At 74.9% G+C, this 13,359-nt stretch carries 12 protein-coding genes and 1 tRNA gene; 5 read left to right on the plus strand and 8 right to left on the minus strand.

The window, feature by feature from the left end:
* Positions 1-19: 19 nt before the first annotated feature.
* The 3 genes from J8403_RS26995 to J8403_RS27005 all read left to right on the plus strand — a co-directional run bounded on the left by J8403_RS26995 (position 20) and on the right by J8403_RS27005 (position 3,193).
* On the plus strand, positions 20-970 hold the full coding sequence (locus J8403_RS26995) for a GlxA family transcriptional regulator (RefSeq protein ID WP_211125427.1): 951 nt from the start codon (positions 20-22) through the stop codon (positions 968-970).
* Positions 971-1,073: 103 nt separating this feature from the next.
* Positions 1,074-1,844, plus strand: coding sequence for an SDR family NAD(P)-dependent oxidoreductase (locus J8403_RS27000; protein ID WP_211125428.1), 771 nt, complete (start codon positions 1,074-1,076; stop codon positions 1,842-1,844).
* Positions 1,845-1,936: 92 nt separating this feature from the next.
* The gene (locus J8403_RS27005; protein ID WP_211125429.1) at positions 1,937-3,193 is read left to right on the plus strand and encodes a nucleotide disphospho-sugar-binding domain-containing protein; all 1,257 of its coding nucleotides are present in this window, start codon (positions 1,937-1,939) and stop codon (positions 3,191-3,193) included.
* Positions 3,194-3,304: 111 nt separating this feature from the next.
* On the opposite strand, the gene J8403_RS27010 is transcribed toward J8403_RS27005, so the two are convergent.
* The 7 genes from J8403_RS27010 to J8403_RS27040 all read right to left on the minus strand — a co-directional run bounded on the left by J8403_RS27010 (position 3,305) and on the right by J8403_RS27040 (position 10,208).
* Positions 3,305-3,378: transfer RNA gene (locus J8403_RS27010), tRNA-Lys, on the minus strand.
* Between the two features lie 56 nt (positions 3,379-3,434).
* Complete coding sequence (locus J8403_RS27015; RefSeq protein WP_211125430.1) at positions 3,435-4,106, minus strand: bifunctional DNA primase/polymerase; 672 nt, start codon at positions 4,104-4,106, stop codon at positions 3,435-3,437.
* Positions 4,107-4,220: 114 nt separating this feature from the next.
* Positions 4,221-4,586, minus strand: a complete 366-nt coding sequence (locus J8403_RS27020) for a hypothetical protein (protein WP_059142052.1) — start codon at positions 4,584-4,586, stop codon at positions 4,221-4,223.
* 370 nt (positions 4,587-4,956) lie between these two features.
* Positions 4,957-6,339, minus strand: a complete 1,383-nt coding sequence (locus tag J8403_RS27025; protein ID WP_211128444.1) for an AAA domain-containing protein — start codon at positions 6,337-6,339, stop codon at positions 4,957-4,959.
* The gene (locus J8403_RS27030) at positions 6,339-8,000 is read right to left on the minus strand and encodes a hypothetical protein (protein WP_211125431.1); all 1,662 of its coding nucleotides are present in this window, start codon (positions 7,998-8,000) and stop codon (positions 6,339-6,341) included. The genes J8403_RS27025 and J8403_RS27030 overlap by 1 nt, the downstream gene beginning before the upstream one ends.
* Complete coding sequence (locus tag J8403_RS27035; RefSeq protein WP_425519834.1) at positions 7,991-9,298, minus strand: hypothetical protein; 1,308 nt, start codon at positions 9,296-9,298, stop codon at positions 7,991-7,993. Before J8403_RS27035 ends, J8403_RS27030 begins: the two co-directional genes overlap by 10 nt.
* Complete coding sequence (locus J8403_RS27040; RefSeq protein ID WP_211125432.1) at positions 9,186-10,208, minus strand: phosphatase PAP2 family protein; 1,023 nt, start codon at positions 10,206-10,208, stop codon at positions 9,186-9,188. Before J8403_RS27040 ends, J8403_RS27035 begins: the two co-directional genes overlap by 113 nt.
* A gap of 311 nt (positions 10,209-10,519) precedes the next feature.
* On the opposite strand from J8403_RS27040, the gene J8403_RS27045 reads away from it, so the two are divergent.
* Complete coding sequence (locus tag J8403_RS27045; protein ID WP_211125433.1) at positions 10,520-11,113, plus strand: histidine phosphatase family protein; 594 nt, start codon at positions 10,520-10,522, stop codon at positions 11,111-11,113.
* Between the two features lie 14 nt (positions 11,114-11,127).
* On the opposite strand, the gene J8403_RS27050 is transcribed toward J8403_RS27045, so the two are convergent.
* Entirely contained in the window at positions 11,128-12,558 is a 1,431-nt protein-coding gene (locus tag J8403_RS27050) for an NsdA family TPR-like regulatory protein (protein ID WP_211125434.1), read from the minus strand.
* A 211-nt stretch (positions 12,559-12,769) separates the two neighbouring features.
* Here J8403_RS27050 and J8403_RS27055 point away from each other — a divergent pair, with 211 nt between their 5' ends.
* Positions 12,770-13,291 carry a hypothetical protein gene (locus tag J8403_RS27055; RefSeq protein WP_211128446.1) on the plus strand — a complete coding sequence of 174 codons (522 nt, stop codon included), beginning with the start codon at positions 12,770-12,772 and terminating at the stop codon, positions 13,289-13,291.
* The last annotated feature ends 68 nt before the right edge of the window (positions 13,292-13,359 follow it).

Here is a 13,359-nt window from a genome sequence, read left to right on the forward strand (position 1 = left end):
CACCGCCTAGGTTGAGGCCATGCACACTGTCGTGATCCTGGCGCTGGACCAGGTGGTCCCCTTTGATCTGGCCACCCCGATCGAGGTGTTCAGCCGCACCCGGCTGCCCGACGGCCGGGAGCCCTACCGGGTCCGGGTCTGCGGCCCCGCCCCCAGCGTCGACGCCGGGGTGTTCGCCCTCCAGGCCCCGTACGGGCTCGAGGCGCTCGCCGAGGCCGACACGATCGTCGTGCCCGGCCGCGGCGACGCCCTGCTCCCGGTCCCCGACGAGGTGATCGGCGCGCTGCGGGACGCCGCCGACCGGGGCACCCGGATCGCCTCGATCTGCTCCGGGGCGTTCGTCCTCGCCGCCACCGGGCTGCTCGACGGACTCCGCGCCACCACCCACTGGCTCGCCGGTGCGCTGCTTTCCGAGCTCCATCCGAAGATCCAGGTCGACCCGGATGTGCTCTATGTGGACAACGGCCAGTTCCTCACCTCGGCGGGCGCCGCGGCCGGGCTCGATCTGTGTCTGCACATGATCCGGCGCGACCATGGCTCCGCCGTGGCCGCCGACGCCGCGCGGCTGTCCGTGATGCCCCTGGAGCGGGAGGGCGGGCAGGCCCAGTTCATCGTTCACGACCAGCCGCCCGTACCGCGCGGATCGGTGTTCGAACCCCTGCTGCGGTGGATGGAGGACAACGCCGGGCGTGACCTCACCCTCCACGAGATCGCCGCCCACATCGGCATGAGCACCCGCACCCTCAACCGCCGCTTCCGGGAGCACACCGGGACCACCCCACTGCAATGGCTGCACCGCGCCCGGATCCGGCAGGCGCAGTATCTGCTGGAGGCCACCAACTACCCGGTCGAGCGCATCGCCGGCCAGGTCGGCTTCGGCTCGCCCACCTCCTTCCGGGACCGCTTCAAGCGCGTCGTCGGCACCAGCCCGCACAGCTACCGCTCCGCCTTCCAGCGAAACGCGGGATAGCCGCCGAGCGGTCCCCTGGGCAGCCTCGGGCGCGGGTCGAGGCGGACTCGAGTCACGGCGGCGACCATGTCCTTCTCAGTGGGAACGACCGCGAGGAGCGCCCATGTTGGACCTCGGCCTGGAGGGGCGCACGGTCCTGGTCACCGGGGCCACCGGGGCCATCGGCCGGGCCGCCGCACGCGCCTTCGCGGAGCAGGGCGCCCGGGTGGCGCTCGCCTTCCGATACCAGCGCGAGGCCGCCGAGGCGCTGGCCGCCGAGCTCTCCGGACCGGACGGCGGCAGGGCCTTCGCCGTGCCGTACGCCCTGGACGACGCCGCGTCGCCGCGCTGGGTCGTGGCCGCCGTCGAGGAGCACTGGGGCGGGCTGGACGTGCTGGTGGCGGCCGCCCGGCGGCGGGGCGCGCGCCGCGATCCGCACACCCGGTTCGAGGACGTACCGGAGGAGCACTGGCGGCCGCTCGTCGCCGACGGCTTCGTGCCCGCGGTCCGCACCGTCCAGTGGGCCGTCGCCGGGATGCGCAAGCGCGGCTGGGGCCGGATCGCGCTGGTGGCCTTGGCGCGGCCACCGGACGGCGCGGCCGACGGGGAGTTCCATGCGGTGGCACGGGCCGGGCTGCACGGTCTGGTCCGCGGTCTGGCGGGCGAAGTGGGCGGCGACGGCGTGCTGATCAACGCCGTGTGCCCCGGGCCGACCCCGCCCGACCGGCCGCCGACCGCGTCCGACCAGCGGTCCACCCCGCCCGACCGGCCGTTCACCCCGCCCGACCGGCCGCCTGCCGCTCCCGAGGAGATCGCCCGCGCCCTCCTCTTCCTGTGCTCGGCGGCCAACGGCACGATCACCGGCGAAGCGCTGACGCTCACGGGATGCCGCTGAGCCCGGCGAGGGATGCGAGGGGGCGGCTCGGTGTCATGTCCATCGGCCGGACGGGGCGGTCCGGCCGGCTCGACCTCTGCGGGAGGTGAACCGTGCGCGTCCTGTTCACGACCTGGGCCTCCGGCGCCCATCTCGTTCCCATGGTGCCGCTGGCGCGCGCCCTGCTCGGGGCCGGGCACCAGGTGCGGGTCGCGGTGCCGTCCGACTGCGCGGCGGCCGTCGCCCGGACCGGTCTGGTGCCGGTGCAGCTCGGTGCCCTGCCCATGGCGGTGGTCAGGGCACCGGACGCGACGCGGCGCCCGCGCGGCATCTGGCCGACGGACTGGCCGGTGCGCCCCGCCGCGCTCACCCCGGAACAGCACGGGGTGCTGCGCGCGTTGGGCGATCGGCAGGTGCGGATCGCCGAGGCGATGGCCCAGGGGCTGGTGGCCTTCGCCCGCTGCTGGCAGCCGGAGCTGGTGGTGCATGACGCGAGCGCGTACGCGGGCACGGTGGCTGCGGGGGCGCTGGGGGTGCCCGCCATCGGTCAGCTCTGGGGGAGCGCGGCCGTGCTGCGGCTGGACCGGCAGCGGCTCGAAGGCCCGCCACTGCCCGGCTACGCCCGGTTGATGCGGCGTTACGGCGCCGACCCGGCGCGCGAGCCCGACCTGTGGCTCGACCCCTGCCCGCCGAGCCTCGCGCTGCCCTCGCGGGCGCGGCGCCTGCCGGTGCGCCTCGTTCCGCAGGACGGGCCGTCGCCGCATGAGACGCCATCGCCTTACGAGGCCCGCCGCGCCGGGCCGCACCCCGCGCGCCGGGCCGCCGTGCCGAACGGGCGGCGCGGGCCGGGCGGCCCCAGGCGCTCCGGGCCGGTGCGGGTGTGCGCGGCCTGGGACGACGCCAGTGGCCCGCCGGACGCCGTAAGGGCCGCGCTGTGGGCCGCCGAGGCGCGGGGCGTGGAGGTCGTCCGGGTCGGCAGCGCCGCCGAGGGGCGGCCGCCCGCCGGGCCGCTGCACCGGGTGCTGCCGGGCTGCCGGGCCCTGCTCCACCAGGGCGGGGGCTCGGCGGTGCTGGCCGCCGCCACTGCCGGGGTGCCACAGCTGGTCGTCGCACCCGGCCTCGAGCAGCAGCTGAACGGGGCGCGGCTGGCCCGGGCGGGCGCCGGGATGTATCTGCCCGCCGACGCCCTCGACGGCAGCCGGTGCGGGGCGCGGGCGGTGGGCGGGCGGCTGGCCCTGGACCTGTTCGCCCTGCTGGAGCAGCCGTCGTACGCGGCGGCGGCGCATGCCCTGCGGCGGGAGGCGCTGGCGATGCCCGGCCCGGACAAGGCGGTCCTGGCGGTCACCCGGCTCACGGGCCCGGCGATGTGAGGGCCGGACCCTCGTACGCGGACGGCCCCGCCCTGGGTAAGGAGGGCCCCGCCTCGGGCAACAGGCCACGCGAAAGGCCCCCCACCGAAGTGGGGGGCCTTTCGCTGTCTGTGCGCCGCCAGGGACTCGAACCCCGGACCCGCTGATTAAGAGTCAGCTGCTCTAACCAACTGAGCTAGCGGCGCCTGCTGACGTAGGAGACCTTAGCACCCGGACGCCACGGAGTGAAAATCGATAACTTTCAGCCCGGAAAAACGGCGGGTGTGCTGGTCACAGCCGTGCCGACAAGATCATCACCGGCGGCGCGGGCCGCCCTCACACAGGCCCACAGCAGCACCTCGGGACCGGGCAGCCAGGGCTTGCGGACATCGGGCGCGACGAGCCAGCGCGGCGACGGCACGGGGGCGGGCTCGCGGTCGCCGGACTCGCGGCCGCCGGTCTTCCGGGCGCCGGTCTCCGGGGTCCCGGTCCCCCGGGCCTCGTGCTCCAGGGGCGCCGCCTCCGGCTGGTCGGGGTCCGGCGGGAAGAGCGGCGGCACGGTCACCGCGTCGCCCCGCCCGTAGCAGAGCAGTGGGGGAGCGGTCGCGCCCCACTCCTCCCAGCCGAGCAGCGCCGGCAGCCGCTGGGCGGTCCCCGGGGTGGCGAAGAGCAGGACGCGGCCGCCCCGGGCCGCGACCGGCCCGGTGCCGGGGCCGTCGGTCCATAACCGGCCCACCACCCGGCGGCCGAAGAGCGCGTCCATGCTGATGACGTCGAACGCCGTACCGCACGGCAGCGTCACCGCGGCGGTCGGGGCCGCGGCCCACAGGGCCTGCACACCGCGCGGCGAGGCGCTGGCCGAGGCGAGCCAGTCCGCGCCCGCCGGGGTGACGTAGGCGGCGGTGTGAAGTGCGTCCTGCGGCGTTCTGGTCATGTTTCCACCTTTACCGTCGGCGATGACGGTGTAGAGAGATGCGGCGAAACCGGGACATCGCGTGTTGGCATCGGGTATCTTCCGCCCGCATATGCCCCAGGCTCACGCCTGCCGTCAGTCCGGCAACTCGCCGCTCCGCATCAGCTCACGGCCGAACTCGACCATCTTCTTGGCGTAGTCCTCGGTCCACTCGGCACGCTCGGCGATCACGGCGGGGGTCAGCCGATCGAACCGCCTCGGGTCGGCGAGCTGGGCGGCCGCCATTGCCTGGAACTCCATGGCCCGGTCCGTCGCCGCGCGGAACGCCAGCACCAGCTCCGTCGAGCGGGACAGCAGCTCACGCGGGTCCTCGATCGACTCCAGGTCGAAGAAGTGCGCCTCGTCCGAGGCGGCGGCGGCCGGTTCGAAGAGCAGGGGGGCTGGTTTCAGCCGCCGGGGCGCGGAGCCGTGCCGGCCTTGAGCCGAATCCGGCTCGGGCATGTGATCTCTCCTCCTGGGTCGTGAGGCACCTACGGTTCGCGGTGGTCCTGTTGTCTCCATTGTCGCGCGTAGGGCAAGGGCGCCCCCGCCGTACGCCGCCGACCTGGGGTCTCTCCCCACCCCGCCGCCCCCTGAACCATGGCCGGACCGTCGCCCCTGGTGACGTGCCGTACGGCCGCCGCTGAGGCGACGCCCTTACGGCAGCCACCGACCCGCCCACGGCCGCCGCCGACAAGCCCTCACAGCCGCCACCGCCCCGCCGTCACGGCCTTACGGCGGCCACGGACTCGCCCTCACGACAGCGCCAGGGCGCCCCTTGCGCCCAGCCAAATCCGCCCCCAACGCGGCCATGGCCACCCTCAACGCGCCCTTACGGCCGCCATGTCACGCGGTGCTCGGCCAGATGCGCCAGCACCGCGTGGTTGGCCTCCCAGCCGTCCGGGAACTTCACCGTCACGCCCAGCTGCACCGGCTCCGTGGACGGATGCTCGTCCAGCAGCTCGGCCACCCCCGCCCGGCACACCACCACGCACGCCTGCCGGTGCCGCGACGTCAGCACGCACAGCCGCCCCGTCTCCAGATGGAACGCCGTGGCGTCCGGCCGCCCCGACAGCGGGTGCAGAACGACCGTGACCTCGAACTCACGCCCTTGGAGTCGATTGGCGGTGTCGACGGTGACGCCGGAGACCCCGAGCCCCGTCAGCGCCGCCCGGACGGCCGCCGCCTGGTCGCGGTGCGCCGTGCCCACCGCGATCCGGTCCGCCGCGACCGGCAGCGGTTCGTCGGACCGCTCGCTGACCGCCACCGCGCCCCGGTCCAGCAGCCGCCGCACCACCTGGGCCACGGCCGCCACCGCCTCCGGGTCGGTGCGCGGGGTGCGCCGGGCGGGCAGCTCCAGCAGCCCCCAGCCGGACGCGGCGGCCTCGTCCAGCACCCGGTCCGGGCCCGAGCCGTCGGAGGCCACCCCGAAGCTCAGCCGCCGCTCGCCGTGGCCGGTGCCGCTGCGGAAGGGGGTGTACGGATAGAACGCGTCCGAGACCAGCGGCGCGGCCGAGGCCGGCAGCCGCCAGGACACCGGCAGCCGGTGCTGCGGAAGCCGCGGATTGTGCGCGAGCAGGGTGGTGACCGCGCTCGCCGACGGGTCGTACGAAAGCCCCGCCCACTGGTCGGCGCCCACCACGCTGAACGGGTCCAGCTGCCCCGGGTCGCCCACGAACAGCGCCCGCTCGAACAGCCCGGCGACCGCCAGCAGCGCGTCGGAGCGCATCTGGTACGCCTCGTCCACGATCGCGTGCCGCCAGGGCTCGACGTTCTTGATGTGCGCCCACTTCGCGGCCGTGGAGACGACGATGTCGAGCCCGGCGAGGTCGCCGATCTTCGCGGAGGCGCGGACCGACGCATGGCCGTCGAGCACCGGGTCGTACGGATGCGGATCGCTGCTGTGCAGCCGCCCCACCGGAAGCTCGGGGTCCGCCGTGGCCAGCCGGTCCACCAGATCGTCGACCTGGGCGTTGGTCTGCGCGACCACCATCAGCGGCCGCCCGGCGGCGGCCAGCTCCCGCGCCGCCCGCACCACCAGTGTCGACTTGCCCGCACCGGGCGGGGAGTCCACGACGACGCCGCGGTCCGCTCCCTGCAGCGTGTCCCGCAGGATCGCCTCGGTCGCGCGCGCCGCCGCGGCCGACGGGTCGAACGGCTCGCCCGCTCGGGCGCGCCCGGCGTGGGCCGCGCCGGCGGCCGGGTCCGCGGCGATCACAGATAGTCCTCCTCGGTCATCGCGTCGGGCTCGGGGCCCTGGGCCGGCGCGGCGGCGTCCGGCGGGCCGCCGTGGGTCCACGGAGTGCTCTCCGCGTCGGGCAGCTCCGGGCCGCCGCGCGGGGCGTGCTCGAAGAGCGTCCAGCACACCCGGTCGCCCTTCTCGGGCACCGAGCCCGGCTCCGGCTGCTTGCCCCGGCCCATCCCACCGGTCAGCCGCACCACCAGCGCGCGGGCCGGGTCCTCCGCAGAGCCCGGGGCGTCCGCCCCGTCGAGGCCGTCGGGCTCATCGGCTGCGCCCGCCTCGTCGGTGTCCGCGAAACCGGCGAACTCCCCGCTCTGCGCCTTGCCGTCGGCCATGACCCGGTGCAGCTTGACCCGCTCGGCCAGATGCGGACGGTCCTCGGTGCGGACCGTGACCAGCGGGCGCGGGCGTGGCACCTTCGCGTCCGACCAGGCCATCTCCACATCGATCACCTCGCCCGCGAACGCCTCACCGGCCAGCCGCCGCCCCGCCATGACCAGCGGATCGTCCAGCGCCTCATGGGCGTCGAGCTGGGCCTGCGCGGTCTCGCGCGCGGCGAGCTTCTGCGCCGCCGTCACCGCGTCGTCCCGCTTGGGCTGCGGCGGCTCCCCGGCCCGGACCCGGTCCCGGTGGCCGGTGTAGGACCAGCGATCGCGCTTCCAGCGGTCCGCCACCCGCGCGCCCTCCGGGAGGGAGCGCAGCAGATCCACCCCGCGCCACAGCGCGTCCCAGGTGGGCCGCAGCTGCGACTCGATCAGCCCGCGCAGCTCCGCCTCGGCGAGCCGCAGCCGCGCCTCGCCCCCGGCCACGCCCTGGGACGTCTCGGCACGCGCCGCGTCGTAACGGGACATCGCCGGTGCCAGCAGCTTGTTGTCGAAGGCGGGGTCGGTGGCCGGGCCGGCGGGTGGGCAGCGCAGCTGCCCGGCCTCGTCCCGCTCCGACTCCGCCCGCAGCGCCGCCTCCGCCCCCGGCACGCCCGGCGGGGGGTCGATCCAGGCCAGCAGCGAGCCCAGGTGCTGGTCCTCCAGATTGCTCTGCCCGGTCGCCCAGTGACGGCTCAGCAGCTCGGTGAGCGACAGCAGCAGACAGGAGCCGGGCACCCGCGACCGCTCCCCGTAGTGGGTCAGCCAGCGGCCGAGCAGCGGCACCCGCGCGGGTGCCGGGAAGGGCGTCTCCGGGTCCTGCTCGGCGGTCCGCCGGAACCGCATCGACCGGCCCAGCAGCCGGACGAACGCCACGCCCGCGGCGCTGGGCACCAGCAGCTGCGGCGCGTCCTCGCACAGCTCGACCTGGACCGGCACCTTCTTACCGGTCTCCGGATCGGTCTCCTTGCGCTCCTCCAGCTCGACCTGGTCCGCGTACGAGTCCAGATACGGCTGGATCTCCTCCGCGAGCTCGGCGAGGAACGCGAACCGCAGGTCGCGGTCGCGCGGCTGGGCCACGATCAGCAGCCGCGGCGCGTCCCGGTCGGTGCCCACCAGCGCCCCGAGCGGTGCCCCCGCCTCACCGGCGGTGGTGAGCGGGACGAACGCCAGCGGGCGCTCGGACAGGTGGCGGTGGCGCACGGTGGTCAGGGGCTGGGCCCGCCCCTCCCGGACCGCCTCCATCCGGGCCAGGGTGGTGATCAGCGACATGCCACCGCCTCGGCGCGGGACGCGAGCGCCTCGGCGCGCAGGGCCGCCGCGCGGCGCAGGGCGTCCACGGTGGGGTCGCCGGTGGGGGTGCCGTCGGCGGGGCGTTCCATGGCGGCCGTAAGGACGGCGTCCATGGTGGTGAGCCCGCCCAGCTCGCCCCGGACGCCACGGCCCAGCGCCTCGACCCGGCCCGCCGCGCGGGACCGCGTCCGGCAGTGGGCGGCCAGCTCGCAGGTGGACAGGCACTCCGGGGCGTACGCCGCGTCCACCGCCTCGACGGCGGCCGTCAGCTCCTCGACCGGCCGGGTCGGGGTCCGGCCGTCGTCGGTGAGCCGGAGATCGAAGGTGGTGCCCTCGGGGAGGGCGGCGGCGATGTCCTCGATCCGGGTCAGCCGGTCCAGCTGCCGCCGGGTGACCGCGAGCTGCTTGCGCACATCGACCATTTCGGCGGTCGGCAGGTTGGAGAAGTCCTTGGGGCAGACGAGCAGCACATGATGGCGCACCCGGGCCCGTACGGAGGCGCCCTCCGCCGGGGTCACCGAGCCCTCGCGCGCCGCCGCGTCGTCCCCGCCCTCCGGCGGCCGGCCGGTCATCGCCGCCACCCGCTCCAGCGCCAGGGTGTAGACCGCGGACTGGCGGGCGGCCGCGCCCACCTTGGCCGGGTCGGCGGAGCCGTCCACCATGGGGAAGGACTTGATCTCCACGACCGTCCACGACCCGTCGGGGTGGACCACGACCGCGTCCGGCTCCAGGAAGGCGGGCGAGCCCGCGACGTCCAGGCTCACCATCGGATGGTCCAGCAGCGCCCAGCGCCCCGCCTCCGTGGCCTCGCGCAGCGCGAGCGCCGTACGGGCCGTGCGGCCCTGCGGCCCTGGCGCGGTCAGATCGGGGGTCGCCACGGCGCCGGGACCGGGCGCCTCCGAGCCGTCACGCAACCGCTCGTGCAGCAGCCGCACCAGATCGGCGCCGCCGTCCGCCTTGACCCGGGCCTCGAAGGAGTTGCCGCGCTGATGCGCGAACTGCGACTGCCCGAAGTTCGCGGGAGCCCCCAGCGCCGACGCCAGCGCGCCCTTGTCGACCCCGGCCCCGTCCAGCAGCGCGCGGCGGCGGCAGCCCGGGTTGGCGGCCAGCGCGGCCAGCGCGCGGGCGTCCATCGGATGGGGAACGGTGGCCGGGCCGCGCAGCTCAGCGAGCCGCTGCCGCAGCCCCGTCACCTGCCGCGGGGGCCGAACCGCCCGCGGTGGCTCCCCGGCCGCTGGTACCGGCACCGGCTCCCCGGCCGCCGTCGTCCGCGGCACCGTCGGTGCGTTGCCTGTCCGCGCCCCTGCCCTGCTGTCGGGGGATCCGTTCCCGTTCACGCGCCGAAGTCTCGCACTTGTCACCGACATTCGCGGGCACACCCGCGTTTCGGGAGGCGGTGACGGTCTCGCGGGCGGGACGCAGGCGGCTGCGCAGCGACTCCGTGAGCCGCAGCGCGGGGCGCGTCAGCAGCGCCCCGAGCGCCATGGTGGCGGCGCCGGCGACCGCGTCCAGGAAGTAGTGGTTGGCGGTGCCCATCACCACGAGCGTGATCGTCAGCGGATAGCCGACCGCGCCGATCTTGGCCCACGTGGAGCGTCCGTGCCGCCACAGGGCGACCCCGCACCACAGCGCCCATCCCACATGGAGGCTGGGCATCGCCGCGTACTGGTTGGTCAGCCCGCCCAGTCCGCGCGGTGCGCTGGCGTCCCCGCCCCACCAGCCGTACGAGCGGTACTGCGCCATGGTGTCGACGAAGCCGTGGCCCGCCTCCAGAAGCCGCGGCGGGCAGGTCGGCAGCAGCGTGAAGCCGATGAGCCCGATGATCGTGGATACCAGCAGCCAGGTGCGCAGAAAGCGGTAGTCCGACGCCTTACGGCGCTTCCACATCCACAGCAGGATCGCGGGGGTCAGGACGTAGTGCAGCGAGGCGTAGGCGAAGTCCGCCGGTATGCCCAGGAGCGCGTGGGCCGTGAACAGATCGTTCAGCGGCGACTCGAAGTCGATGTTCAGACGCTGTTCGAAATGGAGGATCGCCAGACCATGATCGACGGCGGTGGACACGTCGCCGCGGGCCAGCAGCCGACCGGCCGAGTAGGCGGCGTACACCACCGCTATGAGCGGCAGTTCGGTCCACCAACGGGGCCGACTGCCCTGTGCTGCTCCGGCACGGGGCACCGTATGGGGCATTCGGACGCTCTCCAAAGTTCAGGCGGCCACAAGAAGGCGCGCGGTCAACCGTACGGTGTAGGCGAAGCGACCAACGCACCGCCCCCGTCCGCGAGCGGCGCCCACTGTCGGAACCCCCCTGGCGGACCCGCGCGCAGACAGGAAGACGCCAGGAGTGACCCGGAGGTTGCCTGCCGATCACATGCGCGATGATGGAGGGATGGTGATCGGCCATGTGCCGGTTCCCGAAGAGTGCATGAAACCGCAGGCAGCGACGTGTAATGGGGCACGGCGGCGCCGCGGTGCGAAACCGGTGAAAGAAGGCAGTACGCATGCCCCCACGCATCCTCCTGGCCCGGCACGGACAGACGCGGTGGTCGCTCTCCGGGAAGCACACCGGCCGTACGGACATCCCGCTGCTGGACGAGGGGCGGCGCGGCGCCAAGCTGCTCGGCGAGCGGCTGCACCACGGCCCCTGGGCGGGCCTTCCGGACGCCGAGGTGCGCACCAGCCCGCTGTCGCGGGCGAAGGAGACCTGTGAGCTGGCGGGCTTCGGCGACCGGGCGCGGGAGTGGGACGCGCTCCTGGAGTGGGACTACGGCGCGTACGAGGGGATGACCCCCGCCGAGATCAAGGCCGCCCGGCCCGACTGGCTCATCTGGCGCGACGGGGTGCCCGAGGGCGAGTCGATCGCCTCGATCGCGGCGCGGGCCGACGAGGTCGTGGCGTGGGCGCGCTCGGCCGACCGCGATGTGCTGGTCTTCGCCCATGGCCACATCCTGAGGACACTGGGCGCCCGTTGGCTCGGCCATGACGTCTCCTTCGCCGCCCGGATCCGGCTCGATCCGACGTCCCTGTCGGTGCTCGGCTGGGCCTACGGCGAACCCGCCATCGAGCGCTGGAACGACACCGGCCATCTCGACTGAGAGCCGAACCGGTGTCAGACCGGGCAGGCGCGGCCGGCCGTCTCAGGGCGGGTGACGGTCGCCTCATGGCGGTCGAGGAAGTCCGCGACCGCCTCATCGCGACCGTAAGGACGCAGTATCCGGGCCGTGTCGTCGAGCATCCGGCGGATCCGCGACGACTTCACCTGGTCCAGCAGGCCCAGGGCCCGGCCGGCCGCGGCGGCGGCCGCGTCGGGCGCGCCCCCGGCCACCAGATCGCTCGCCAACTCCGTGGTGAACAGCGCGATATTGCGCGTGAAGTGCGGGTTCTGGAGGGCGACCGCGTGCCGGGCGTGCTCCACGGCGCGTTTCCAGTCGCCCAGTGCCGACCAGCACTGCGCCTCCAGCCCCTCCAGTTCGGCCTCCCCGAAGAAGCTCATCCACTCGGGGTCGGCGTCGCAGGGCCCGCGCCCGAACTGCGTCCGGGCGCGCAGCAGCGCCCGCTCGCAGCCGCCCCGGTCGGGCAGCCAGGCGAGCCCCCCGGCCTCGCGCAGCGCGAGCAGCGACAGCAGCCGCGGCGAGGCGAGCCGCTCGGCGACCCGCTGGGCCGCCTGTGCCGCCCTTACGGCCTCGCGGGGGCGGCCGGCGTCGCGGGCGAGGAAGGCGGTGTTGCAGAACGCGTGGGTCTCCAGGGCGGCGTCGCCGGAGACCCGCGCGGTGGCCAGGGCCTCGGCGTAGTGGGACCGCGCGTCGGACAGCCGCCCGGAGTCATGGGCCAGCCAGCCCACCGAGATGGCCAGTTCACCGGCGCCCGCGAAGAGCCGCTCGGCGATGGAGCGGCTGTAGCCGCCCGCGTCGAGCAGCGCGTAGGCGGCGCTCAGCGGCTTGGCGGTGTGCGCGTAGAGGGAATCGGCGCCGTGCCGGTCGTCCAGTAACCGGATCCGCCGTACGGCCTCCTCCACGGCGGCGGCCTCGGCCTCCCCCACTCGCCGTCCCGCCCGCCGGGGCGGCGTTCCGGTCCGGGGCGCGGCGGCCACGGCGGCGGCCGCCGCCCCACCGGCCATGAACGAGCGCCGTAGCAGTTCGCTCTCCTCGAAGATGTCGACGGTCCCCCTGCCCTGGGGCTCGGGAGGCCCGGGGCGCGGGCCGGGGAGGGATACGGGGACGGACAGGGGTACGGGTACGGGAGGGCCCATGGGGCCGCGGGCCTGGTGGCCGCGCACCGACTCACGGGAGGCGAAGCCGAGATCCGTAAGGGTGCGGCCGGGGAACATATGGCGGAAGACCCGCTCGTACGCGTAGTTGGGGCAGCGGATCGCTCCCGACTCGACACGGCCGATATAGCGGGCGTCGCAGGAGACCTGCTCGCCGATCTCGAGGGCCGCGCGGCGCACGGACGCCGCGAACTCGGCGGGCGAGAGCTGTCCGCGCAGTCGGCGGAACGCGGTGTTCGGCCGGGGAGGCGGGGGCTCCGGAAGCGGCGTCATGCTGTGCCTCTCCCTTGGGGATGCCAGGTGGGCGGGGGAGAACCGTACCGGCTGCGAGATCTCCGACACTCGGAGATTCCCGGCAAACGTTATATACCGCCCATGATCTGCCATGAACTGCCATCCTTTACGGCGGCATTCGGCCGTAGCCGTTGACACCGCCGCGCGTTGAATGAGGTGCGACCCGATGAAGAGGGAGGCCGGAGTGGACATCAGCCGCTCGCGGACTACTGCCCAGCACCCCCAGCGCCAGGACTGCGATCTCGTCACCGTGCCCGCCCGCCAGGGGCTGGAGGCGGTGGACATCCTGCGTCGTGCGTGCGACGGCCTCGGTCCCGTCCTGCATGACAACGCCTGCGACACGCTCGGCTTCCTGGTACCGCCCGGAACGGCGGACGGCTGGGATCTGCCGGGCTCGGCGTGCACCCAGACATCCGGGCGTGGCATCCGGATAAATATCGGCTCCGGCACCGGCGCACCCGCCGAAGCCGGAGACACCCACACCGCGGGGACCCGGGCCGGGGACACCCCGTCCGGAGACGCCGCCCACGGAGGCACCGAAGCCGGAGGCACCGAATCCGGAGTGGCCGGGGACGACGCGCCGCCCGGTATCGGCACCGGCTGGCTGGTGCCGCCCGACGCGGCGTACACGGTCGCCACCGATCCCGCCGAGCTCCGGGCGGCGCTCGGCGAGGCGGCCCGCACGATCGAGGCCGTCGACCGCTGCCAGTGATCCAGACCCCGGGTGACCGCCGCCATCAGCGGTGACCATCCGCCCCTCCCTGCCGGCGACCGGCTGTC

The organism is Streptomyces yatensis (genome assembly GCF_018069625.1).
Classification (GTDB): Bacteria; Actinomycetota; Actinomycetes; order Streptomycetales; family Streptomycetaceae; genus Streptomyces; species Streptomyces yatensis.